This is a genomic window from Pseudomonas sp. Pme6b (genome assembly GCF_058129925.1).
On the sequence record NZ_CM176704.1, the window covers coordinates 4,274,044 to 4,297,918 of the forward strand.

The window sequence follows — 23,875 nt, forward strand, 5'->3', positions numbered from 1 at the left end:
CATGCAACCCTACCTGATCCCCCAGCCGGGCATCCGCGTCAGCCTCAGCGAGCTGATCGAAATGCGTCATCGGGTGCGGGAAGTGCAGCTGTTCTCTACGCCCAGCCAACGCAGCCCGTTGATCGGCCTGCACCATTCCAAACTGCGCGGGCGCGGCGTGGATTTCGATCAGGTGCGGGTCTATCAGGCTGGCGACGACGTGCGCAGCATCGACTGGCGAGTGACCGCACGCACTCAGGAGCCGCACACCAAGCTGTTCCACGAAGAACGCGAGCGGCCGATTTTCATTCTGGTGGAGCAAAGCCGTCGACTGTTCTTCGGCTCCGGCCTGATGTTCAAGTCGGTACTCGCGGCCCAGGCTGCCGCGCTGATCGGCTGGGCCGCGCTGGAACACAACGACCGGGTCGGCGGGCTGGTGTTCGGCGATAACGAGCACTACGAGATCAAGCCCCGACGCAGCAAACAAAGCCTGTTGCAGTTGCTCAACCGACTGGTGCGGGTCAATCAGTCACTGCACACCGAGATCCCGGCAGACCGCGATGCCTTCGGCACTGCGCTGCGTCGCGCTAGGGAAGTGCTGCGCCCTGGCAGCCTGGTCATCGTGTTGTGCGACGAACGCGCCCTTTCCGATGCTGCCGAACAACAGTTGAGCCTGCTGTCACGCCACAGCGACCTGCTGTTGCTGCCATTGTCCGACCCACTGGACCGTGCGCTGCCCGCTGCGGGCCTGCTGCGCTTTGCCGAACGCGGCGCGCAGCTGGAACTCGATACCCTCAACCCCGAACTGCGCCGCGCCTACCGGCAACAGGGCGAAGACCGCTCTGCGCGCTGGGAATTGCTGGCGCAGAAACTGCGGGTATTGCTAATGCCCTTGAGCACCCAGGCGGAACTCGTTGAACAATTGCGCGAATACCTCAACGCAAAGCGTCCGGTGAAGCGCAAATGAATCCGCTTGATCAGCTCGAGCCGCTGATTGCTCCCGAAGCCGTCGGCTTTTGGCCGCTTGCCCCGGGGTGGTGGCTGCTGCTGTTGCTGATCCCGGCAGTGGGCTGGGGCCTGTGGCGTTTGCGTGTACTGCTGCCGGTCAAGGCGCGCAAGGTTCGCAGCGAACAACCGCTGGACCCGGTTCGCCTCGCCGCCCTGGCGGAACTCGCCAGCTTGCCCAAGCCCTACGATGGCGCCCCGGCAGGTGCCTGGCTGCAGCAGATCAACGGCCTGCTCAAACGCCTGTGCCGCAACCATTATCCGCACAGCCAGAGCCACACGCTGAACGGCCGAAAATGGCTGGCGTTCCTCGACAACCGCTGCCCGGCGGCAGGCCTGACGCGCTGGATGATTCTGGTCGAAGGTGCCTACAAACCCGAGTGCAAGCTGGACGACAAGGCCATCACCGGGCTGACCCAGGCGGTTGATACCTGGATCCGCAAACATGTTTGAGTTCGTCTGGCCCTGGGTTTTCGCCCTGCTGCCGCTGCCGTGGCTGATGCGCGCCCTGCTGCCCATGGCCGACAGCGGCGAGCCGGCGCTAAAGGTCAGTTTTCTCAGTGAACTCGAAGGGCTGAGTGGACGCCGCGCCAAGGCCAATCTGCCGGTCTGGAGACAGCGTGCGCCCTTTCTGCTCATCTGGCTGTTGCTGTTGATAGCCACCGCGCGACCGCAATGGCTGGGCGAGCCACTGCCAGTGGCTGCCAGCGGGCGCGACCTGCTGGTGGCTGTCGACGTGTCCGGTTCCATGGACTACCCCGACATGCAGTGGAAAAGCGATGAAGTCAGCCGACTGGTGCTGGTGCAACAGTTGCTCGGTGACTTTCTCGAGGGCCGCAAGGGCGACCGGGTCGGTTTGATCCTGTTTGGCACTCAGGCTTTTGTCCAGGCACCGCTCACCTATGACCGGCGCACTGTAAGGGTCTGGCTTGACGAGGCAAAAATCGGTATTGCAGGCAAGAACACTGCGCTTGGCGATGCTATCGGTCTGGGCCTGAAACGCCTGCGCTTGCGCCCGGCCACCAGCCGCGTGCTGGTGCTGGTCACCGACGGTGCCAATAACGCCGGTCAGATCGATCCGATCACTGCCGCGCGGCTGGCTGCCGAAGAAGGCGTAAAAATCTACCCCATCGGTATTGGCTCGGACCCCGACAAGGACGCGCTGCAAAGCGTCCTCGGCCTCAATCCGAGCCTTGATCTGGACGAGCCGACGCTCAAGGAAATCGCCAGCCTCAGTGGCGGCCAGTATTTCCGTGCTCGCGACGGCGACCAACTGGAAAAGATTCGCGCCACCCTGGACAGCCTGGAACCGGTTGCCCAGCAGCCCACCCAGGCACGTCCGGCGCAGACGCTTTATCAATGGCCGCTGGCGACAGCCCTGCTGTTGAGCGTACTGCTGGTACTGCGTGAACTGTGGCCAAACAATGCGCTGCAACGCCTGCTGACCGTCGTGCGTTCCGTCAACTGGCGTGAGCACGTCAAAAGCCTCTGGAGGTCGCGATGATCGCCTCTCTGTGGCCGCACTGGTTTCGCCCCGAATGGCTGCTGATCCTGCCGTTGCTGGCGCTGTTGATCTGGCGGCTCTGGCATCGGCAGAAACGCGCCGGGCGCTGGCAAATGCTTCTGCCGACCCACTTTCATGCCGTACTGCTCAACGGTGGGCGCGGCAGCAACAGTAAACTGCCGTGGGTCGCACTCGGGCTGGCATGGCTGCTGGCGCTTTTCGCGTTGCTGGGCCCCAGCTGGCAGCGTGTCGAACAGATCAGCCAGAAACCGGTCGATCCGCTGGTGGTGATACTTGAACTCACCCCGCAGATGCTCGCCACCGACAATGCGCCCACCCGCCTGGAACAGGCGAAACGCAAACTGCTGGACCTGTTGCAAAAGCGCAGCGATGCGCAGACCGCCATCGTCGTCTATGCGGGCAGCGCGCACACGCTGGTGCCGCTGTCCGATGACCTGGTCACCAGCCATAACCTGCTGGAAGCCATCAGGCCGTCGATCATGCCCATGACCGGCCAGCGTGCCGATCTGGCGGTCCAGAAAGCCCTGCACCTGCTGAAACAGGGCGCACTGGGCCAAGGGCGAATTCTGCTGATCACCTCGTCACTGAGCGAACAGGAACGTCAGGGCATCCGTACGGCGTTGCGCGGGCAATCGCCGCCGTTGCTGATCCTTGGCATCGGTACGGCTGACGGCGCGCCGGTCATGCAGGAAAACGGCAGCCTGCTCAAGGACGACCAGGGCGCCATTCTGGTGTCGCGCCTGGACAGCAACAGCCTCAACGAATTCGCCGATCAGGTCGGCGGCAGCTATCGTCAGGCACGAGGCGATGAAGAAGATTTGCACAGCCTTGGCCTGCTGGCCAGCCCCCAGCACATGAGCAGCGACGGGCAGGTCGTGCAACTCGATACCTGGGCCGATCAGGGCCACTGGTTCCTGCTCCCGCTATTGTTGATCGCAGCCCTGGCTGGTCGGCGCGGCTGGCTGTTCTGTCTGCCGCTACTGTTCATGTTTCCGCAAAACAGCCAGGCGTTCGAGTTTCAGGACCTGTGGCTGCGTCCCGATCAACAGGGCCAGCGGCTACTGGAGCAGCATCGGCCAGCCGAGGCCGCACAACGCTTCGAAGACCCGCGCTGGAAAGGCGTGGCCTTTTACCAGGCCGAAGACTACGTCAGCGCCGCCCAGCAGTTTGCCGAAGGCAACAGCGCCGCCGACCATTACAATCGCGGCAATGCCCTGGCGCGCAGCGGCGAGCTGGCGGCAGCACTGGATGCCTACGAACAGGCCCTGGACCGCCAGCCCGAGTTTCCCGCGGCACAAACCAACCGGGCGCTGGTACAAAGCCTGCTGGACAAGGCCGATGTCCAGAAGCCTGCCGAGGATGAACAGAACAAGGCCGATCAGGGCGAAGAAGGCCAGCAAGCGTCACAGGACCCCAACAGCAGTGCATCGCCAGCCGATCAGAACCCGTCCCGCTCGGATCAGCCCGGTGCCAGCGAGAGCCTGCCGCCAGACGTCAGCGGTCAGGCCACCTCAGGCGAATCGGCGGACGACGAGCAAACTACCCGCCCACCGCTCCAGGCCGCAGACACCCCTATTACCGGCGAGCGGCGTCAGGAACTGGAACAGTGGCTGAGGCAGATTCCGGATGATCCGGGCGAGCTGCTGCGGCGCAAATTTCGCTACGAACAGCAACATCAGGAAAAGACCCGATGAGTCGCGTGTACACCTTATTGATCGGCCTGCTGCTGAGCCTGATCAGCTTGTCATTGCAGGCTGCGCAACTGACCGCCAGCGTCGACCGCACGCGCCTGAACGCCGGGGAAACTGTCGAGTTGACGCTGGAAACCGATGATGTGACGCAGTTCGGCAAGCCGGACATGAGCGCCTTGGAAAGCAGTTTCGAGGTGCGCGACACGCGCCAGCTCAACAGCCTGAAAACCCTGGACGGCAGCAGTCAGGCCACCACTCGCTGGATCGTCACCCTGCTGCCTCGCGAGACCGGCAGCGTGTTGATCCCGTTGTTGCAACTGGGTGAGCTGAAAAGCCAGCCACTGACGCTACAGGTTCTGCAAAGCGAGCCCCAGGACCCAGGCAGCCATCTGGCGTCGATCTTCATCGAAGCGAGCCTCGATCAGGACAGCGTCTATGTTCAGGCCCAGACCGTGCTGACCCTGCGCGTCTACCACTCGGTGTCGCTGTTCGACGACAGCAGCCTGAGCCCTTTGCAAGTACCGGACGCACGGGTCGAAAAACTGGGTGATTCGCGCACCTACGAAAAGCTGATCAATGGTGTGCGTCATGGCGTGATCGAAACACGCTACGCGATCTATCCGCAGCAAAGCGGCGTGCTGAAGATACCGGCACAAGTGTTCAGCGCTACGCTGGTGCAGACACCTGCCGAAGGCTCGCAAGGCCAGGATGCCAACCCGTTCGGCCCGCAACCAGGTCGATCGGTGCGGGTCAAATCCGCCGAAGTGCCGTTGACCGTCAAACCCAAGCCCGCCGACTACCCGGCTGATGTCGCCTGGTTGCCGGCGCGCAGTATCAGCCTTGAAGAGAGCTGGAGCCCCGAGCCCGGCACCACTCAGGTCGGCGATTCACTGACCCGCACCCTCATACTCAAGGCCGAAGGCCTGGCCGGTGCGCAACTGCCACCCTTGCCGCCCACCGAAGTGCCCGGCCTGCGGCGTTATCCGGATCAGCCACAGCTGCGCAACCTGCCCAGCGAACGCGGCCTGATCGGTACCCGCGAAGAACGCGAGGCACTGGTGCCAACCCGCGCCGGGGCAATTGACCTGCCTGCGGTTGAAGTGACCTGGTGGAATACCCGTGAAGATCACCTGGAACACACCAGCCTGGCCGCACGTACCCTGCAGATCAGCAGCAACCCCGGCCTGGCAGTGGACACGCCGGTGAACAACGACATGAGCGGCGTGACGGTGATCGGCCCGCCGGTCTGGCCGTGGCAACTGAGCACGCTATTGCTGGCCTGCACCACCTTTTACGGTTTCGCCCTGTGGTGGCGGGCCCGCGGGCAGCCGGCAATCGCCCGGGCCGTGCAGACCGGGCCCAGCCCGCGTACCGTACTGGATGACCTCAAACGCGCCTGCCTGGCCAACGACCCTCAAGGCACCCGTCAGGCACTCGACGCGTGGGCACGCCAGCAGCCGGAAACCCTGGCCGAAATGGCCGCGCGTTTCGTGCCGCTGTCCGATGCACTGGACGGTCTGAACGGCGCGCTTTATAGCGAGACCGGCAAGCTGTGGCTGGGTGAAGACCTCTGGCGCGCCGTGCGCAAGCTGCCCGCCGCCGAACATATCAAGGACCCGGCAGGCGATGCCGGGTTGCCACCGCTGTATCCCAAGTGAGGATGCAGCTCAGGCAACACCTCTCACGACAAGGTAAACCAATGCGTCTGTTTCACACCTCTGACTGGCATCTGGGTCAGAACCTGCACGGTCAGGAGCGGGATTTCGAACACGCCTGCTTTCTGACCTGGCTGCTGGCCCGTCTGGCCGAACGAAAACCTGATGTACTGTTGATCGCGGGCGACATCTTCGACACCGTCAACCCGCCGGTCAAAGCGCAGGAACGCCTGTACGACTTCATCGTCAACGCCCATGAACGGCAGCCGCTGCTGACCATCGTGATGATCGCAGGCAACCACGACTCCGGCTCGCGTATCGAACTCCCTGCACCCCTGATGCGCCGTTTGCGCACACACGCACTGGGCAGGGTGATGTGGCTGGACGACGGTGTGCTGGACGCCGAACGCCTGCTGCTACCGTTGCCGGACGCCGAAGGCAACGTCAAAGCCTGGTGCCTGGCGCTACCCTTCCTGCGTCCTGCCGAGGTCACCGGCCCGACGCTGGGTGACGACTACCTGCGCGGTATCGGTCGGGTTCATGAGTTGCTGATCGAAGCAGCCAACCTCAAGCGCCAGCCAGGTCAGGCACTGATCGCCATCAGCCACGCGCACATGGCGGGCGGTTCGGTCTCGGAAGACTCCGAGCGCAGCCTAATCATCGGCAACGCCGAAGCCCTGCCGGCCAGCCTGTTCGGGCCGAGCATCACCTATGTCGCGCTTGGCCATTTGCACAAGCCGCAACGAGTCAATGGTGAAGAGCGCATTCGCTACAGCGGCTCGCCGATCCCGCTGTCCTTTTCGGAAATCAGCTATCAGCACCAGATTCTCGAGATCAATTGCGACGGTGAGACGCTGACCAGTGTCGAGCCGTTGCTCATCCCTCGCGCCGTCAACCTGCAACGCCTGGGGCCTGCGCCCTTGGCCGATTTGCTGGTACAGCTCAAGGCGCTGCCGGACATCGACCTGCTTGCCGACCCGGACCGCCAGCCGTGGCTGGAAGTGCGCGTGCGTCTTGATGAACCGCAACCGGACCTGCGCAACCAGATCGAAACCGCGCTGCAAGGCAAAGCCGTGCGGTTGGTGCGCATCGGTGCTGAATACGCCGGTAAAAGCAGTGCCGACGGCAACGAGGGTGAAGCCGCCCTGATCGAGCTGGACCAGCTAACGCCTCAGGAATTGTTCAGCCGTGCCTGGCAGGACAACTTCGGCAGCGAGGTCGACGAACAGACCCTGACCGATTTCGCCACGCTGCTGCGTGAAGTCCAGCAGGAGAGCGAACAGCCATGAAAATCCTTGCCATTCGCCTGAAAAACCTTGCCTCGCTGGCCGGGCCGTTTGAAATCGATTTCACTGCCGAGCCGCTGGCCAGCGCCGGTCTGTTCGCCATTACCGGCCCGACCGGCGCAGGTAAAAGCACCCTGCTCGACGCCTTGTGCCTGGCGCTGTTCGGAGCGATTCCGCGGCTGAGTAATATCGGCCAGTCCAAGGTCCCGGACATCGACGGCGACATCACCACCAGCGACCCGCGCACCCTGCTGCGGCGTGGCACGGGCAGCGGTTACGCAGAAGTGGACTTTATCGGCATCGATCAGCGCCGTTATCGCGCCCGCTGGGAAACCAACCGCGCACGCGACAACGCGACCAAAAAGCTGCAGGCCAGCCGCCAGACCCTGACCGACCTGGACAGCGAACAGGTGCTCAGCAACCAGAGCAAGCGTGAATTCGAGCAACTGATCGAGCAGCGTCTGGGGCTCAACTTCGAGCAGTTCACCCGTGCCGTGATGCTTGCCCAGAGCGAGTTCAGCGCCTTCCTCAAGGCCGACGACAAGGAACGCAGCGAACTGCTGGAGAAGCTGACCAATACCGCCATCTACAGCCAGCTCGGGCGGCGCGCTTACAGCAAGAGCAAAGAGGCCGAGGAAGCGCTTAAAACCCTCACTGCTCAAGCCAGCAACATCGTCCCGCTGGCTCCGGAGCTGCTGGCCGAACTGGAGCAACGCCTCAACGATGCGCAGCAGCAGCTCAAGGCGCACCAGGCACAGCAACGGCAACTGGAAATCAAACAGCAGTGGCTGATCGAGCTGCACCGCCTGCGCGACGAACATCTTGCCGCTCAGGAAGCGATCACCCGTACTCAACAGGCCTGGGACGACCAGAGCGGAGCACGTCAGACCCTCGGCCAACTGGAACGCCTGGGCCCGCAGCGCCACCGTTTCACGCGTCGGGTCACGCTGAACGCCCAGCTCAACCCGCTGGCGGAACAAATTCGTCAGCATCAGCAACAGCAGGCTTCGCTGCAAGATCAGCAGCAACAACTGGAGACCCGCCGCACCCAGGCGCACGCCAGTCTGCTGGCGGCCCAGCAAACCCACAGCAACGCCAAACCGCTGTTGCAGCAGGCTTTTGACACACAGAACACGCTGAACCACCTGGCCCAGGAACTGGCCAAGGTGTCTGACCTGCATCAGCAAACCGGACAGCTTTGTACTGAGGGTCAGGCCAGCCTGCACATTCTGCTCGACCAGCAGCAACAGGTTTCGCAGCGCCTTGAACGTATTGCCGAGCAACTGGAGCACAGCAGCGAACTGGCCCCGCTGGCTCAGGCCTGGAGCGCCTGGCGCGACCGCCTGAAATCCCTCACGCTGATCGCCAACCGCCTCAAGCACGGGCAGAGTGAACTGCCTGCACTGCAGCAACGTGCCAGCACGGCCGATCAACAGTTGACCGAGCAACGCAGCGCGCTGGAATTGCTGTACCGCGAAGCCGATTGCGAAGTGGATGCGGTGACTGAACAGGTACAGATTCTCGGCAGCCTGCTGCAGGACAATCGCAAGCAGCAACGCGCATTCGAAGACCTGGCCCGTCTGTGGGCCAGCCAGCAGGACGTAGACCGACAACTGGCCGATCTGGCGCAGCAACAGCAAAGCGCTCAGCAGCAACGCGAACAGCTCAACAGCGAAGGCATTCGCGTTCGTGATGAACTGACCGTCGCCGAACAGACCCTGACCGTTACCCGGCAACTGCTGGAACGTCAACGCCTGGCCCGCAGCGCCAGCGTTGAAGAATTGCGCGTCCAGTTGCAGGACGACCAGCCCTGCCCGGTCTGTGGCAGCATCGAACACCCTTGGCATCAGCCGGAAGCTTTGCTGGAAAGCCTCACGCAACATGATGACAACGAGCAGGCCAGCGCGCAGAAGGCGGTGGACCAACTGACCGAACAGCGCAACCAATTGCGCGAGCAGGTTGGCGGCGTGATCGCTCGCCAGAAAGAGCTGCTGCGTCAGCACGAACAGCTCACCCTGCGCCATCAAACCCTTGCACCGGACCTGGAATCTCATCCCCTCGCGGCTCAATTGCTCGACCACGACGCAGGCAAGCGTGACAGCTGGTTGAGCCAGCAATTGAATAACCTGAGCGAAGTCATCACCCGTGACGAGCAACGCCAGGAAGCGTTGCTGACCCTGCAGAAAGACGCCGCCCGCTTGCAGCAGCAACTTCAGGCAGCCACAGAAGCCAGTCAGACCGCGGCGAGCCATGTTGCCGAGCAGCTCAAGCAGCTGGACGTCGACAGGCAGCGGCTGGAAGAAGAACTGAGCGCATTCACGCCGCTGGTCTCGCCACACGTGCTTGAGGGGCTGCGCAGCGATGCATCGGCAACGGTGATGCAGCTTGAGCAGCAGGTGACTCAGCGTCTGGATCAACTTGAGCAGCAACACGAAGAGCAGCAGGAGCAGAGCGAGCGCCAGCAGAAGATCGAAAAGCATCAAATCGAGCAGCAGACTCGCCTGCACCGCCAGACCGAACTGGCGCAGGAAGTCGCCCGGCTAGGCGAGCAGCAACAGGCCAGCCAGCAGGCACTGACCGGCTTGCTGGGCGAGCATGCGACTGCCGAGCACTGGCAACAGGCGCTGGAAAACGCCATCGAGCAAGCCAGGCAAACCGAAAGCTCGGCCGCCGAGGCTCTGCAGCAGATTCAAAGCCAGTTGATCCAGCTGGCTGCCGAACTCAAGTCCGCCCAGCAACAACAGCAATCCTTGCAGCAGGAACTGGCTGAACTTGATGTGCAGATCAGCGAGTGGCGCGGCCAGCATCCCGAGCTGGACGATACCGCGCTCGACACGCTGCTGACTTACGATGACGCGCATGTCGAGCAACTGCGTCTGCAACTGAACGCTACCGACAAAGCGCTGGAGCAGGCAAAAGTATTGCTGCAGGAGCGCGATCAGCGCCTGCAACAGCATCAGGCGCAACACAGCGACCTTAGCGACAGCACGCAACTGGCGGCAGCGCTGCAACAGGCCCATGAACAGTCCGCGCTCGGCGAGCAGCAATGCGCCGACCTGCGCGCCGAACTCAGCGAAGATCAGCGCCGTCGCAACGCCAACAGCGAGTTGCAGGCGCGCATCAACGATGCCAATGACGAATACCTGCGCTGGGCACGCCTGGCATCGCTGATCGGCTCGGCCGAAGGCGACAAATTCCGCAAGATCGCCCAAGCCTACAACCTTGACCTGCTGGTCCACCATGCCAATGCGCAGCTCCGGCAACTGGTGCGCCGCTACCGCCTGAAACGCGGCGGCAGCATGCTCGGCCTGCTGGTCATGGACACCGAAATGGGCGACGAACTACGCTCGGTTCACTCGCTGTCGGGTGGCGAAACCTTCCTGGTCTCGCTGGCGTTGGCGCTGGGACTGGCGTCGATGGCCTCCAGCACGCTGCGTATCGAATCGCTGTTCATCGACGAGGGCTTCGGCAGCCTCGACCCGGAATCGCTGCAACTGGCGATGGACGCACTGGACGGCTTGCAGGCACAGGGTCGCAAGGTCGGCGTGATCTCCCACGTACAGGAAATGCATGAACGGATTCCGGTGCAGATCAAAGTGCGTCGCCAGGGGAATGGGTTGAGCACAATCGAGTTGGGTAACTGAAAGAGCTGTGACGCGGAGCGTCACGAACGGCATTCCCACGCTGGAGCGTGCGGAACGATAATCTCAACTATCGTGTTCTGGACGCTTTCAACTATCGTGCGGCGCTCCGCGTCGCATGCCGTTATGGACGCTCTGCGTCCGGTCTTGAATACGCCATCGCCGTCAATGCTTTCGCGAACAGGCTCGCCTGACATTCCGTGCATGGTCTGCCGCGCAGTGGGCAGTAAGTCGCAGGGACCTGTGTTGGCGAACATGCTCGCGAAAGCGTGACGGCTGATGAATCATTGAGCGGATTTGTGATCCAGCGCTGCGTAGAAATTAGCGCTCTGTTGCAGGTATTTCGAGGTGTAGGTCTGAGCAGCGTGGGCTTTTTTGTCAGTTACATCGACACTGGCACTGGCTGGAAGCGCAACGCTTGCGGAAACAGCCGATGCAGCAATGATGGAGAAAAGATTGAAATTCATGTCGGTCACCCCTCGTTATCCGGTTAGCGTTTGCTTGAAGTGTTAGCCGTCTTGGCCGTGACTCAAACTTACGCCCGAGGGTGGTTCAGCAGAAATCTTTTGTAGCACTAACCCATATCATCAAGAATGATAACGGCTCCAGCCCTTGTATCTAGAGGGCTGGAGCTGGAAAGGCTTACTTGTCAGTCAGAAAACGCAGATAAGAAGGTGAATCTGCATTAAATTTCTGCACAGTTTCACCGATCTTCCCGCTCTGCGGATCACGGCGCACGGTTACGATCTGGTTGCTCTTCTGATTGGCGAACAGCATGTACTTGCCAGTCGGGTCAAAGGCGAACTCGCGTGGCTCCTTGCCTTCCAGGGAACGGCGCTGAATTTCTTCCAGCTTGCCGCTGGCCTGATCGATACGGAATACCACGACCTGATTCGCGTCACCACGATTGGTCACATAGAGAAACTTGCCGTCCGGTGAGGTGTGCAAGGCACCGCCACCGTTTTTCTCCTGCACGCCTTTGTTCTTCATATCAACCAGTTGGGTCTGCTTGAAGACGCCGTCATGGTAGTCAAACACCGCGACCTGCGCCGTCATTTCCAGCACCAGCCAGGCATGCTTGCCATCAGCACTGAACAGGGTGTGACGTGGTCCGGAGCCACCCGGCAATTGCACGGTCGGCTCCTTGGCTGGCTGCAGTGGCTTGGCCTGGCTCGCGTCGTAGCGATACACAAACAGCTTGTCAGCGCCCAAGTCAGCGCTCACTACGTACTTGTCATCCGGGGTCGGCACGGCCAGGTGCACATGTGACGACATCTGCCGCTCACTGTTGACCTTGCTTCCGGGCCCCAGCGGCAAGACCTGAACGGCCTCGCTCAACGTACCGTCCTTGCCCACTGGCACCACTGTCAGCGCGCCGCCCGGTTCAGGGTTTACTGCGTAGTTGGCAACGAACAGGTAGCGGCCGTCATAACTCAGGCTGGAGTGCGTCGGTTCTTCACCGCGGCTTTGAACCTGATTGATCGGCGTGATCTGACGGGTTTTCGGGTCGATTGCAAAGCTGCTGACCTTACCGACCACATCTTTTTGCCCTGGGCCGTTTTCATTGACCGCGAACAGATAACGCTGGTCTCTGGACACTGTCAGCCACGAGGGGTTTTCGGTTTTGACCACTTGCAGCGGCTTGGCATCGATCATCCCGGTTTCGCTGTTGAAGGCAAAACGATAGATCCCTTCACTCTTGCCTTGTGTGTAGGAACCTATCAGCAATTCAGTATCGGGCATGGCTTGGGCCTGCAGGGTAAACGCGCTCATGGCACTGGCAATCGCCAGCCACGGCAGAAATTTATGAGGCATGGGGGCATCCCTTTTTGTCGAAATTATTGATGCCTGTTACGGCACTGTCGGGGTCTATGACAGCGCCAGCCCGCATTTACTCAATCCTGCGCAGAATCATCTTCATCGGAGGGTGTAAAGGCATCCAGGCAGATGATCCGGTGATCGGCGTTGCCGTCATTGATCACCCAGCTTTGCAGGGATTCATCGAAGGTCGCAGCATCGACTTGCGCCTTGGTGAAGCGCCAGACCTTGCGCTCACGGCCGTCCATGCATTCGACGTTCAGTTCATCGCCCAGAGAGAAATCCCAAGCGTGCAGACCGTCGATTTCCAGCATGGTGGTGGCTTCGAGTGCGGCGAGCAGTGTGGTGGGTGTGGTAGTCATGAAATTCATCCGGCCAGCAAAAGCGCGAATGATAGGGCAAAAGGCAGGCGTAGATACAGTCGGAGCGTAAGTAGAGCCGTACCAGCGCCGAGCGCTGGCACGGTGAGCAATCAAACAGGGACTGCGCTTACAGCTTGCCGATGCCGCCCGGCTGAAACACCGGCTCGCTCGGTGCCAAACCGTTGACCAGCGGCTTGCCGAACTCGGCCTGACTGATCTCGAAACGATCGCCCGGCTGGGTGCGCACGCCATCGGCAAACGACAGTGTCGCGGTGCCGAAGAAATGCACATGCACGTCACCGGGCCTGAGGAACTGTGCGTACTTGAAGTGATGGTATTCAAGGTTTTCCAGGCTGTGGCACATGTTCGCTTCGCCACTGAGGAACTCTTTTTCCCACAGCACCTTGCCGTCGCGCCAGACCCGACTGGTGCCCGACAGGCTTTGCGGCAAGTCGCCCACGCGCAACTCCGGCCCGAACGAACAAGCGCGCAGTTTCGAATGCGCCAGATACAGGTAGTTGCGACGTTCCATGACGTGGTCGGAGTATTCATTACCAATGGCGAAGCCCAGACGATAAGGCTTGCGGTCATGACCGATCACATACAGGCCACTCAGCTCGGGCTCTTCCCCGCCATCTTCGGCAAAGGGCGGCAGCGAAAACGAATGGCCGGGGCGCACGACAATGCTGCCATCACCCTTGTAGAACCACTCTGGCTGAACACCGGCCTGCCCCGCAGCCGGCTTGCCGCCTTCGACGCCCCATTTGAAAATACGCATGGTGTCGGTCATCGAAGCTTCGTCGCCGGACTGCTGGTGCATCTTGTCGCGTGCCGACGCACTGCCCAGATGGGTCAGCCCGGTGCCGCTGACCAGCAGGTGCGCCGGATCAGGATGGTCGAGCGGCGGCAGGATCAGCAACGCCTCAAGCAACTGCGAATAGTCGTGCGTCTCGCCAACGCCACGCTGCTCGACCTGGTGCGCCAGAGCCGAACCCGCCTCGATTGCCGCCAGCGCCAGCTCGCGAACACTTTCGACACCCTGGACCTCACGTACCTGATCACCGTCGACCAGACCGACCCGGCGCTGACCGTCGCTCAATTCAAACTGTACTAACCGCATGAAATTCTCCTTCCAGATAATGGGCCGCTGAAAACCTATCTCGCCTTGGCACTCGCCGCGAAGTCGGACACTGGCAGCACATGCTTGCGCTCCAGCACGTGATAGACGATGCCGGTCAGCAGCAGCCCGAAGACCATGACGCCCGACAGAAAATAGAGGCCCGATGCCAGGCTGCCGGTGATTTCCTTCAACGCACCGATCACGAACGGCCCGATGTAGCCGCCCAGGTTGCCGACCGAATTGATCAGCGCGATACCGGCTGCGGCACTGGCACCGGCAAAGAACCGCCCTGGCAATGTCCAGAACACCGCCGTGCAGGAGAACAGCGCAAACGCCACGACACACAATGCAGCCAGCTGCGCCACCGGCAGGGTCAGCCAGGCGCTGCAGAACAGGCCGATGGCACCCAGCACATACAGCACGGCCAGATGCCCGTAACGGTCGTTGAGGCGGTCGGAACTGCGCGGCACGATCAGCAGGCCAATGATGCCGAAAATGTACGGCACCGAAGACACAAAGCCGGTGGTCAGGTCACTGCCACCGAACTGTTTGATCAGCGTCGGCAGCCACAGGCCCAGACCGTAGATACTCAACGTCACCGGCAGGTAGAACAGCGCCAGCAGCAGCACGCGCTTGTCTTTCAAGGCATGCAAGGGATTGCCGTGGCGAGTCTGGCCGTATTCTTCCAGGTCCTTTTTCAGCTCACCGGTCAGCCAGTCTTTCTCGGTCTGGTCCATCCATTTGACCTGTTGCGGACCGTCCGGCAACCAGCGCAGCACCGGCCAGGTCAACAGAATCGCTGGCGTGCCGATGACGATGAACAGCCATTGCCAGCCATGCAGGCCGAGTATGCCGTCCATGCCCAGCAAACCACCGGACACCGGCCCGGTGATCATCATGGCGATGGGTTGCGAGAGGATGAAAAGGCCAAGGATCTTGCCGCGATGGCGCACCGGAAACCACTGGGTGATGTAGTACAGCACACCGGGAAAGAAGCCCGCCTCGGCAGCACCGAGCAGAAAACGCATCACATAGAAGCTGTGCGGCCCTTGGACGAAGGCCATGCCGATGGTGATCGCGCCCCAGGTGATCATGATTCGTGCGAACCAGCGGCGTGCGCCAAAACGCTCGAGCATCAGGTTGCTGGGGATTTCAAACAGGAAGTAGCCGATGAAAAACAGTCCGGCACCCAGCCCGTAGGCCGCGTCGCCGATACCGATGTCGGCGCCCATGTGCAGCTTGGCAAAGCCCACGGCAGAGCGGTCCACATAAGCGATCAGGTAAAGCAGGATAAGAAATGGAATCAGTTTGAACGTAATGCGGCGTATAAGCCGCAATTCCTGGCTCATGTAGGCGGTCTCCCATTGTTTTTGTTATGGAACCTGCGGGGATCACCTCTGTGACTGGGTGCCGAATGAAGCTGCACATATGCCAGGATGATCCCTCGTCTACGACTGACTATATAGTAATACTATTTGAACTGACAACTCTTCCAATACGCGTTTTTTAGGCTTACCTTAGCCAGCAGCATCGCCATTAAGTCTTACAATAAGAGAGCCGATCATGTCTGACTCCGATAAAAAACCGACCCTCCGTTCTGCCCAGTGGTTTGGCACCGCTGACAAGAATGGCTTCATGTACCGTAGCTGGATGAAGAATCAGGGTATTGCCGACCATCAGTTCCAGGGCAAACCGATCATCGGCATTTGCAATACCTGGTCGGAGTTGACCCCCTGCAACGCGCATTTCCGGCAGATCGCCGAACACGTCAAACGTGGCGTGATCGAAGCAGGCGGCTGGCCGGTCGAGTTTCCGGTGTTTTCCAACGGCGAATCCAACCTGCGCCCTACCGCAATGTTCACTCGCAACCTGGCGAGCATGGACGTTGAAGAAGCGATTCGCGGCAACCCCATCGATGGCGTCGTGCTGCTGACTGGCTGTGACAAAACCACGCCTGCCCTGCTGATGGGTGCCGCCAGTTGCGACATCCCTGCCATCGTCGTGACTGGCGGACCGATGCTCAACGGCAAGCATCAGGGCAAGGACATCGGCGCCGGCACCATCGTCTGGCAGATGCATGAGTCCTACAAGGCCGGCACCATCAGCCTGGATGAATTCCTGTCCGCCGAAGCCGGCATGTCTCGCTCGGCAGGCACCTGCAACACAATGGGCACGGCCTCGACCATGGCCTGCATGGCCGAAGCGCTGGGCACTTCATTGCCACACAACGCCGCCATTCCTGCGGTGGATTCGCGACGTTACGTGCTGGCCCACATGTCCGGCATGCGTGCGGTGGACATGGTTCGTGAAGACCTGCGCCTGTCAAAGATTCTCACCAAGGCCGCATTCGAAAACGCCATCCGGGTCAATGCGGCCATTGGCGGTTCGACCAACGCCGTTATTCACCTGAAGGCGATTGCCGGGCGCATCGGCGTCGACCTGGACCTGGACGACTGGTCGCGCATGGGCCGCGGTATGCCGACCATCGTCGACCTGCAACCCTCAGGGCGCTTCCTGATGGAAGAGTTTTACTACGCCGGTGGCCTGCCTGCCGTGCTGCGGCGCATGAACGAAGCCAATTTGCTGCCCAATCCGGACGCACTTACGGTCAATGGTAAAAGCATTGGCGAAAACACCTGCAATTCACCGATCTATGGCGAGGACCAGGTAATCCGTGCGCTGGACAATCCGATTCGCGCCGATGGCGGTATCTGCGTATTGCGCGGCAACCTCGCCCCCCTCGGCGCAGTGCTCAAACCGTCTGCCGCCACGCCAGCACTGATGCAGCATCGGGGCCGGGCGGTGGTGTTCGAGAACTTTGAAATGTACAAGGCGCGGATCAACGATCCGGATCTGGACATCGACGCCACGTCGGTCATGGTCCTCAAGAACTGTGGCCCCAAGGGTTATCCCGGCATGGCCGAGGTCGGCAACATGGGCTTGCCAGCCAAGCTGCTGGCGCAGGGCGTGACTGACATGGTGCGTATTTCCGATGCACGTATGAGCGGCACGGCCTACGGCACAGTGGTTTTGCATGTGGCACCGGAAGCCGCAGCCGGCGGGCCATTGGCCGTGGTCAAGGAAGGTGACTGGATCGAGCTGGACTGCGCTGGCGGACGTCTGCATCTGGACATCCCGGAAGCCGAACTGGCGGCACGCCTCGCCGATTGGCAGGCACCGCAGCAGCTGTTACTCGGTGGCTATCGCCAACTGTACGTGGACCGTGTGATGCAGGCGGATCAAGGCTGCGACTTCGACTTTCTGGTCGGTTGCAGAGGTTCAGAAGTGCCTCGCCACTCGCACTAAAAGAAGCGGCGGTCCCTTGTTCTGGCGACCGCCGTCACTGTTGTGCGATGGTATGATGCCCAGCAATCACTGCCAGGACCCAATTGCGCTCTCATGGATTATCGAAAGCCTTCCGACCGAAAAAGCATGCACGCGCGCATTGTCCAGGAACTGGGCATGCAAATCGTATCCGGCCGTTTCAAGCCTGACGAAAAGCTGCCTGCCGAAGCGCTGCTCTGTGAAGAGTACGCCGTCAGCCGCCCGGTACTGCGCGAAGCCACACGGGTTCTGGTCGCCAAGGGGCTGGTCTACTCGCGGCCGCGTGTCGGCACGGTGGTCAAGGCCCGACGCGAATGGCACCTGCTGGACCCGGATGTGCTGCACTGGGTGATGCAAAGTTCGCCGCAGAATGAATTCTTCAACCTGCTGACCAGTGTTCGCGCAGTCATCGAACCGGCTGTTGCAGCACTGGCTGCGCAACATGCCACGGACGCAGAAATCGAGTCGATTCACGAAGCCTACCTGCGTATGGAGGCCGCACCGACCCCGGAAGACCTGCTGCAACCCGATCTCGACTTCCACAGCCGCATCGCCGATGCCACCCATAACGACCTGCTGGCGCACTTGTGCAACATGCTGTCGCTGGCGTTGCGTGAAGCGCTCAAATACTCCAACAAACGCCCCAACCTGCACGAACTGGCCATGCCTCGTCACAAGGCAATCCTCACCGCCATCCAGAACCGCGACGCGCTGGGCGCACGCCATGCTTCGCTGGTGCAACTGGACGATGCGCGCAATGCGCTGAGTGTGGTGCTGGGTGGCGGTTGATTGGCTCGACTGAGTCGATAACTCGTTGAGCCTGTGTATTCGCCGTGTTTATTAGAGACGCAAGTCATATTGAAGCGTAAGTCATCATTCCAACGTGCCGCGTGGGAATGCCGTTCTGGAAGCTCTGCATCCTGTCCCAAGTAAGCGGCGCGATACGAATTAATGACGCAGAGCGTCACGAACTGCATGCCAACGCCGGAGCATTGGCACGATAGTTAAAAGGACCCGGAGTTACAGGCCGCCACGGCCTTAATGCGAAAACAACGAATTGCCCACCTTCCCCGCCATCTTCTCCGGCTTGATCAGAAACCGTGCCAGCGCGGGCAGCAGCCACAGTGCGCCGAACATGTTCCACAGCAGCATGAAGGTCAGCATCAGGCCCATGTCGGCCTGAAACTTGATTGCCGAGAAGATCCAGGTGCACACACCAATGGCCAGGCAAAGGCCAGTAAACAGCACGGCCTTGCCGGTGGACTTCAGGGTTTCGTAATAGGCTTGCTGCAGCGGCAGACCGGCGCGCAGGAAGCTTTCCAGGCGGCTGTAGATGTAGATGCCGTAATCGACACCAATCCCCACTCCCAACGCCACAACCGGCAGGGTCGCGACCTTGACGCCGATGCCCATGAACGCCATCAGCGCGTTACCCAGCACCGAGGTCAGCACCAGCGGCAGGACGATGCACAGGGTCGCGGCCCATGAGCGGAAAGTGATCATGCACATGGCTGCCACGCAGAGGTAGACCAGCACCAGAATGACCAGCTCGGACTGCCTGATGACCTCGTTGGTCGCGGCCTCGATCCCGGCATTGCCTGCGGCCAGCAGGAACTGCAGGTCCGGCGTGTCGTTCTCTTTGGCGAAGTCCTGGACGGCATGTACGGCACGGTCCAGGGTTTCGGCTTTATGGTCGTTGAGGAATACCAGCAGCGGGGCCAGGGAACAGTCGGTGTTGTACAAACCATCAGCGCGGGCGATGGAGTTGTTCAGCACGTCTTTGTTGCGCGACAGGCTTTCCCACTTCAGGTTGCCCTCGTTCATGCCCTTGATGACCTGCTTGGAAACGGTCACCAGCGAAATGGCTGACTGCACGCCTTGGGTGTTTTCCATCTTCCAGGCCAGTTCGTTGATCGCTGACATAGTCGAATACGCCGAGCAGCCCTCGGGGGCTGTCTTGACCATGACCACCAGCACATCGGAACTGGTCGAGTAGTGATTAATGATGAACGCGTTGTCCTTGTTATAGCGCGAGTCAGGGCGCAGCTCAGGGGCGCCCTGGTCCAGATCACCGATCTTCAGGTTCTGGCTGTACCAGAGCCCGCAACCGAAGGCCAGCAACGCCAACACAATCGACACCGGCGCGACTTTGGCACTGGCAAAGTTCGACAGCAGTCGCCAGAAAGGATGCTCGCAGACCGCATCCTGCTTGCTACGGCTCACCGCCCGTTTGCTGATACCCACGTAGGAAATGGCCACGGGCAACAGAATCAGGTTGGTGAACACGATCACCGCAACGCCTATGGACGCGCCGATGGCCAGTTCGCGGATCACGCCGATGTCGATGATCAGCAACGTGATGAACCCGACGGCATCAGCCAGAATGGCGATCATGCCCGGCAGAAACAGCTGACGAAACGTGCGACGCGCAGCAGTCAGAGCGTTTTCGGCCTCGCTGGATTGCAGGGCGATACCGTTGATTTTCTGCACGCCGTGAGAGATGCCGATAGCAAAAATCAGAAACGGCACCAGCATCGAATACGGGTCAATACCGAAGCCGACGACGTGCATCAGCCCCAGTTGCCAGATCACCGCAATGAGCGTGGTGCTCAGAACCGCCACGGTACTGCGGATACAACGGGTGAACCAGATCAGCAATACCAGAGTGATCAGAAACGCGATGCCAAAGAACATCACCACCATGAACAGACCGTCAATCAAGTCGCCGACTTTCTTGGCGAAACCGACGATATGAATCTTGATATGGGGGTTTTGTACCTGGTATTTGTCGCGGATCTTCTCTTCAAGCTGATGAGAGAATTGCTGGTAGTCCAGCGCCAGCAACTTGCCCTGATCGGCCGGGTCCGGGTAAGACTCCTGCAGCGGAACCTCAATGATGCTCGACCTGAAATCGTTGGCGACCAGTCGCCCGACCTGCCCGGACTTGAGCACGTTGTTGCGTAACTGATCCAGACTGGCGTCCGAGCCGTTGTAACTCTGCGGTATGACTTCGCCCCCCGCAAATCCCTCTTCCGTCACTTCGGTCCAGCGCACGCTGGGGCTCCAGAGGGATTTGAGACCGGAGCGGTCCACCCCGGGAATGTAAAACACCTCGTCACTGATCTGGCGCAGGGTCTCCATGTACTCTTTGGAGAAAATATCGCCATCCACCGCCTCGACAGAGATGCGCACGGTATTGCCCAGGTTCGCCAGATCGTTGCGGTGCTTCATCATGTTCTGAATGAACGGATGAGACAGGGGGATCATTTTTTCGAAACTGGTGGAAGGCCGAACCTGCGTGGCCTGCCAGAACAGAAAAATACTCGCCAGCAGACAAAGGATAATCACCGCAGGGCGATGATTGAAAATCAGGCGTTCAAGGAAGGTTGCCTTTTCGTCCGAGTGTTGCGTGTGTTGAACAGTGCTCATGCCGGAATGTCCCCGCCCTGAAAGGTCTTATTGTTGGGTCGTATCGGCGCCCGTCGGCGAGGTGACGCGCACGCCGCCTTGTCCTACCAGAATCAGATTGCCTTGAAGGTTGCCGGTGACCCCGGCCAGCGAGATGCGATCGGGCCGATTGAACACCTTGAACGTTTCGCCATCATCATTGCTGCGCATGACGCTACCGCCGTTACCGACCAGCACCAGCGAACCATCGGCCAGCAATGTGGCGCTGGCCAGACCGAACTCGACCGGGCCGCGTGCGCCCTTCAGTTCTATAGGCTGCCAGCTGTCACCAAAATCGCTGGAACGAAACAGATTGCCGCGCAAACCATAAGCCAGCAGCGTAGAAGGCTGAGCCGTGCCGATCACGCCGAATAGCGAGCCTTGATAGGGGCCTTCGAGTTTCTCCCAGGTCTGCCCCTGGTCACTTGAGCGAAACATGCTGCCCGCCTCGCCGACAATGAACAGGCCTGCGTCTTTGACCTGAGCAATGCTGTTCAGGTGATACTGGTCTTCGTTGTCCAGCCGCTCGCTGACATCTTCCCAATGCTGACCGCCATCAACGGTGCTCAACAGCGCACCGTAAGCGCCCACGGCAAAACCGGTGTCGAGGTCCTTGAACCAGACGTCCAGCAGTGGCGCCTCGCGCTTCAAGTCCTCGAACTGCTTGCCCCAGCTCTTGCCACCATCGTTACTGGCCAGTATCTGTGCGTCATGACCCACCGCCCAGCCATGCTGTTCATCCACGAAAAACACAGCCGTCAACAGCTGGCGGGTCGGCACGCGAGCCTGGCTCCAGGTCTTGCCTTGATCGTCGGAGAACAGAATATGCCCATGATCACCCACCACGACCAGCCGTGCGCCGGCATGGGCGACGTCCAGCAACAAACCGCGTGAGGCTCTGGCCGATTCGACAGCATAAACAGCCTTGTCTGCAGCAGCGGCTGATGTCGATGCAGAGTCGGACCCGGCCGTTGCAGGGACGGCAAAACAACATGAAGTAAAAATCGCCAGGGGCAGGCCCGCGTATAACCGGATGCGTCGATGGAAAGGGGCACGCATGAACTTCTCCGCTCTTATTATTATCAGGTGGCTGCTATCAACTGCGGGTATCAACCGACTCGTATTGCCCCGGACGTCCACAGCCGTCCGGCTTTACCTGTGTGGAAGACCGTTCATCCTAGGCAGCTTTGCAAATGCCTGACAATCGACATGTCGTTATCTTTTGTTAAGCGCACGAATGTGATTGATGGATCATCACGATGGTTAATCGCGCAGCTTCCCCAGACGCCTGTCAGTGAATACCCCGGCGACGCAATGCGGCGGGTTTGAAGGCATTTACGCTGGGCACAGGCTGGGAGAAATCACTGGTGCCGGGCTCCTGATTGTCCAGGCTCTGTACGTGGTAACGGCGTGCCTGCAAGTCATGGAAAACGTCCAGTGCAGACCAGGTGGTCGGTAGCTCGTAATAGTTTTTCAGGTACGCCATGGAGACCCGCCACAATTGCCCTCTGCCGTCATATTGATCGACAACTGCGGCCTGCCAGCTGTCTTCATCCAGGTACAGCGTGCGCCGGGAGTAGACGTGCCGCGCGGTAGGTTTGAGCCTGCCCTCCACCACCCATACACGATGCAACTCATGGCGTGTATAAGCCGGGTTGAGGTGGCCGACCTGCAATAACTGTCGGTAGGTAATATCAGGGCTGGATATCCGGTAATTGTTGTAAGGAATATAAATTTCGCGTTTGCCCAGCAACGTCCACTCGTAACGGTCCGGCGAACCATTGAACATGTCGGTATCATCTGCGGTACGCAACCCCTCGGAGGCCGGGATCGGCATATCGTAAGCCAGACTCGGCGCCCGTCTCACCCGACGTTGCGCAGCACTGTAAGCCCACGCTTGCGGAGGCTCCTGCACCTGATCAAGTGTTTCATGGACCAGCACGGCGGAACCGGCCATGCGGGTCGGGCACTGGATAAACGACAGGTAATAAAACAGCACATTATCCAGACTGGCAAAACTGCCCGCGGGGTCATAAAAGCGGAACAGCACTTTCTGACGCGAGGTGTTTAATTTGAAACTGCCGTCACGCTGTATGGCGACCTCCGAAGTCCCTCGCACCACGTAATGACCGCGATAGCGGGCAATATGATTCCACACAGCCTGAATACCCTTTTCCGGAACAGGAAATGGAATGCCGCCATAGGCATCGATAAAACCGTTACCGCCACCGATCAACCGGGCGTTTTGTGCATTATGCCGTGTATTATCGTACACCCATTGCGGTGCCGACCCGGAACGTCGGGTGGTGTATATCGGCATCTGATAACTATCAGGCCAGGTTTCGAACATCGCCACCTGCCCAGGTGTCAGGTAGCTGCGATAGTGCTGCATATTGGCGTGCGTAATAGTGAACAAGGGCTTGTCTGCGGCATACGGGTCGACATGCCGCGTACCTGAGCCCTTGTATCCAGGCGGAGGCCGAGTGATTCCGCCGCGCCATGGCGGGATGGTCCCTGCTGCGTTACCCGCCACCTCGCCTCCCAGCGGTGTCAGGCGGTTTCCGAGCAGCGTAGCCTCAGCTGCCAGACTGGTGTTGAGCGCGAGCAGCATCGCCAGCGCGAACCCCGGCAGTTGTTTCATGAGCATGTGGGCTCTCCTTGCGTGGCCTGTCCGGGACAAGTGTCCGAACTCAGGCCGATAGTATTTGCGATGTAAACGAGGTGTCGTGAGAGACGAATAAACTTACCGTCCGTTCATAAAGACTTATTAAACGGATGAACCCGTCAATGTAATTATTGATCCCGCGAACACTGTGGAGGTCAGGCAAGAGTCTGTAGGAAACTTCCTAAACTTACGATACTTTACAAGATGACCGACACAGCAGGCACCCAGAGTTGTCCGCAGTAATGCAACGCGAATGCCAATAAGCGTCAACATACAGATCAACATAGAGAGCCGGTACAGATCAATTCATTAACGGACCTTCTGTATCGCCAGAATTAAAAACACGAGTACAGCCTG

General features: G+C 60.1%; 17 protein-coding genes. 9 read left to right on the forward strand and 8 right to left on the reverse strand.

What is annotated here, in order from left to right; translation table 11 throughout:
• The first annotated feature begins 1 nt into the window (after nt 1).
• From AC4ANE_RS19345 to AC4ANE_RS19375, 7 genes are read left to right on the forward strand one after another with little or no spacing between them, the layout of a single operon-like run.
• Complete coding sequence (locus AC4ANE_RS19345; protein WP_002554477.1) at nt 2–946, forward strand: DUF58 domain-containing protein; 945 nt, start codon at nt 2–4, stop codon at nt 944–946.
• Nucleotides 943–1,437, forward strand: a complete 495-nt coding sequence (locus tag AC4ANE_RS19350) for a DUF4381 domain-containing protein (RefSeq protein WP_002554478.1) — start codon at nt 943–945, stop codon at nt 1,435–1,437. Before AC4ANE_RS19345 ends, AC4ANE_RS19350 begins: the two co-directional genes overlap by 4 nt.
• The gene (locus AC4ANE_RS19355) at nt 1,430–2,488 is read left to right on the forward strand and encodes a vWA domain-containing protein (protein ID WP_031595706.1); all 1,059 of its coding nucleotides are present in this window, start codon (nt 1,430–1,432) and stop codon (nt 2,486–2,488) included. The genes AC4ANE_RS19350 and AC4ANE_RS19355 overlap by 8 nt, the downstream gene beginning before the upstream one ends.
• Nucleotides 2,485–4,203, forward strand: coding sequence for a VWA domain-containing protein (locus tag AC4ANE_RS19360; protein ID WP_002554480.1), 1,719 nt, complete (start codon nt 2,485–2,487; stop codon nt 4,201–4,203). The genes AC4ANE_RS19355 and AC4ANE_RS19360 overlap by 4 nt, the downstream gene beginning before the upstream one ends.
• On the forward strand, nt 4,200–5,858 hold the full coding sequence (locus AC4ANE_RS19365) for a BatD family protein (RefSeq protein ID WP_002554481.1): 1,659 nt from the start codon (nt 4,200–4,202) through the stop codon (nt 5,856–5,858). Before AC4ANE_RS19360 ends, AC4ANE_RS19365 begins: the two co-directional genes overlap by 4 nt.
• A gap of 41 nt (nt 5,859–5,899) precedes the next feature.
• A complete protein-coding gene (locus tag AC4ANE_RS19370; protein WP_002554482.1) occupies nt 5,900–7,144 on the forward strand; it encodes an exonuclease SbcCD subunit D C-terminal domain-containing protein in 1,245 nt (414 codons plus the stop codon).
• A complete protein-coding gene (locus tag AC4ANE_RS19375) occupies nt 7,141–10,785 on the forward strand; it encodes an AAA family ATPase (RefSeq protein ID WP_044423719.1) in 3,645 nt (1,214 codons plus the stop codon). The genes AC4ANE_RS19370 and AC4ANE_RS19375 overlap by 4 nt, the downstream gene beginning before the upstream one ends.
• 281 nt (nt 10,786–11,066) lie before the next feature.
• On the opposite strand, the gene AC4ANE_RS19380 is transcribed toward AC4ANE_RS19375, so the two are convergent.
• From AC4ANE_RS19380 to AC4ANE_RS19400, 5 genes are all read right to left on the reverse strand, one after another.
• Nucleotides 11,067–11,249, reverse strand: a complete 183-nt coding sequence (locus tag AC4ANE_RS19380; protein ID WP_011169181.1) for a hypothetical protein — start codon at nt 11,247–11,249, stop codon at nt 11,067–11,069.
• A 175-nt stretch (nt 11,250–11,424) separates the two neighbouring features.
• Complete coding sequence (locus AC4ANE_RS19385) at nt 11,425–12,597, reverse strand: lactonase family protein (RefSeq protein WP_002554485.1); 1,173 nt, start codon at nt 12,595–12,597, stop codon at nt 11,425–11,427.
• 80 nt (nt 12,598–12,677) lie between these two features.
• Nucleotides 12,678–12,962 carry a DUF5629 family protein gene (locus AC4ANE_RS19390; protein ID WP_005781808.1) on the reverse strand — a complete coding sequence of 95 codons (285 nt, stop codon included), beginning with the start codon at nt 12,960–12,962 and terminating at the stop codon, nt 12,678–12,680.
• A 127-nt stretch (nt 12,963–13,089) separates the two neighbouring features.
• Complete coding sequence (gene araD1 / locus AC4ANE_RS19395) at nt 13,090–14,082, reverse strand: AraD1 family protein (RefSeq protein ID WP_002554486.1); 993 nt, start codon at nt 14,080–14,082, stop codon at nt 13,090–13,092.
• 35 nt (nt 14,083–14,117) lie between these two features.
• Nucleotides 14,118–15,431 carry an MFS transporter gene (locus AC4ANE_RS19400; RefSeq protein ID WP_002554487.1) on the reverse strand — a complete coding sequence of 438 codons (1,314 nt, stop codon included), beginning with the start codon at nt 15,429–15,431 and terminating at the stop codon, nt 14,118–14,120.
• A 214-nt stretch (nt 15,432–15,645) separates the two neighbouring features.
• Between AC4ANE_RS19400 and AC4ANE_RS19405 the strand changes: the two genes are divergently transcribed.
• Entirely contained in the window at nt 15,646–17,388 is a 1,743-nt protein-coding gene (locus AC4ANE_RS19405) for an IlvD/Edd family dehydratase (protein WP_002554488.1), read from the forward strand.
• A 93-nt stretch (nt 17,389–17,481) separates the two neighbouring features.
• On the forward strand, nt 17,482–18,195 hold the full coding sequence (locus AC4ANE_RS19410) for a FadR/GntR family transcriptional regulator (protein ID WP_002554489.1): 714 nt from the start codon (nt 17,482–17,484) through the stop codon (nt 18,193–18,195).
• Nucleotides 18,196–18,444: 249 nt separating this feature from the next.
• Here the strand turns inward: AC4ANE_RS19410 and AC4ANE_RS19415 are convergent, their stop codons facing one another.
• The 3 genes from AC4ANE_RS19415 to AC4ANE_RS19425 form a co-directional block, all read right to left on the reverse strand.
• Nucleotides 18,445–20,835, reverse strand: a complete 2,391-nt coding sequence (locus tag AC4ANE_RS19415; protein WP_031595448.1) for an efflux RND transporter permease subunit — start codon at nt 20,833–20,835, stop codon at nt 18,445–18,447.
• Nucleotides 20,836–20,862: 27 nt separating this feature from the next.
• Nucleotides 20,863–21,912 carry a WD40/YVTN/BNR-like repeat-containing protein gene (locus AC4ANE_RS19420; protein ID WP_080718877.1) on the reverse strand — a complete coding sequence of 350 codons (1,050 nt, stop codon included), beginning with the start codon at nt 21,910–21,912 and terminating at the stop codon, nt 20,863–20,865.
• Between the two features lie 232 nt (nt 21,913–22,144).
• A complete protein-coding gene (locus AC4ANE_RS19425; protein ID WP_460408471.1) occupies nt 22,145–23,500 on the reverse strand; it encodes a DUF1329 domain-containing protein in 1,356 nt (451 codons plus the stop codon).
• Nucleotides 23,501–23,875: the final 375 nt, after the last annotated feature.

Coding starts and splice junctions, on each gene's coding strand:
- AC4ANE_RS19350 (WP_002554478.1), top strand. CDS start 943: ATGAATCCGCTTGATCAGCTCGAGCCGCTGATTGCTCCCGAAGCCGTC.
- AC4ANE_RS19385 (WP_002554485.1), bottom strand. CDS start 12,597: ATGCCTCATAAATTTCTGCCGTGGCTGGCGATTGCCAGTGCCATGAGC.
- AC4ANE_RS19370 (WP_002554482.1), top strand. CDS start 5,900: ATGCGTCTGTTTCACACCTCTGACTGGCATCTGGGTCAGAACCTGCAC.
- AC4ANE_RS19400 (WP_002554487.1), bottom strand. CDS start 15,431: ATGAGCCAGGAATTGCGGCTTATACGCCGCATTACGTTCAAACTGATT.
- AC4ANE_RS19375 (WP_044423719.1), top strand. CDS start 7,141: ATGAAAATCCTTGCCATTCGCCTGAAAAACCTTGCCTCGCTGGCCGGG.
- AC4ANE_RS19405 (WP_002554488.1), top strand. CDS start 15,646: ATGTCTGACTCCGATAAAAAACCGACCCTCCGTTCTGCCCAGTGGTTT.
- AC4ANE_RS19410 (WP_002554489.1), top strand. CDS start 17,482: ATGGATTATCGAAAGCCTTCCGACCGAAAAAGCATGCACGCGCGCATT.
- AC4ANE_RS19380 (WP_011169181.1), bottom strand. CDS start 11,249: ATGAATTTCAATCTTTTCTCCATCATTGCTGCATCGGCTGTTTCCGCA.
- AC4ANE_RS19365 (WP_002554481.1), top strand. CDS start 4,200: ATGAGTCGCGTGTACACCTTATTGATCGGCCTGCTGCTGAGCCTGATC.
- AC4ANE_RS19345 (WP_002554477.1), top strand. CDS start 2: ATGCAACCCTACCTGATCCCCCAGCCGGGCATCCGCGTCAGCCTCAGC.
- araD1 (WP_002554486.1), bottom strand. CDS start 14,082: ATGCGGTTAGTACAGTTTGAATTGAGCGACGGTCAGCGCCGGGTCGGT.
- AC4ANE_RS19425 (WP_460408471.1), bottom strand. CDS start 23,500: ATGCTCATGAAACAACTGCCGGGGTTCGCGCTGGCGATGCTGCTCGCG.
- AC4ANE_RS19355 (WP_031595706.1), top strand. CDS start 1,430: ATGTTTGAGTTCGTCTGGCCCTGGGTTTTCGCCCTGCTGCCGCTGCCG.
- AC4ANE_RS19420 (WP_080718877.1), bottom strand. CDS start 21,912: ATGCGTGCCCCTTTCCATCGACGCATCCGGTTATACGCGGGCCTGCCC.
- AC4ANE_RS19390 (WP_005781808.1), bottom strand. CDS start 12,962: ATGACTACCACACCCACCACACTGCTCGCCGCACTCGAAGCCACCACC.
- AC4ANE_RS19360 (WP_002554480.1), top strand. CDS start 2,485: ATGATCGCCTCTCTGTGGCCGCACTGGTTTCGCCCCGAATGGCTGCTG.
- AC4ANE_RS19415 (WP_031595448.1), bottom strand. CDS start 20,835: ATGAGCACTGTTCAACACACGCAACACTCGGACGAAAAGGCAACCTTC.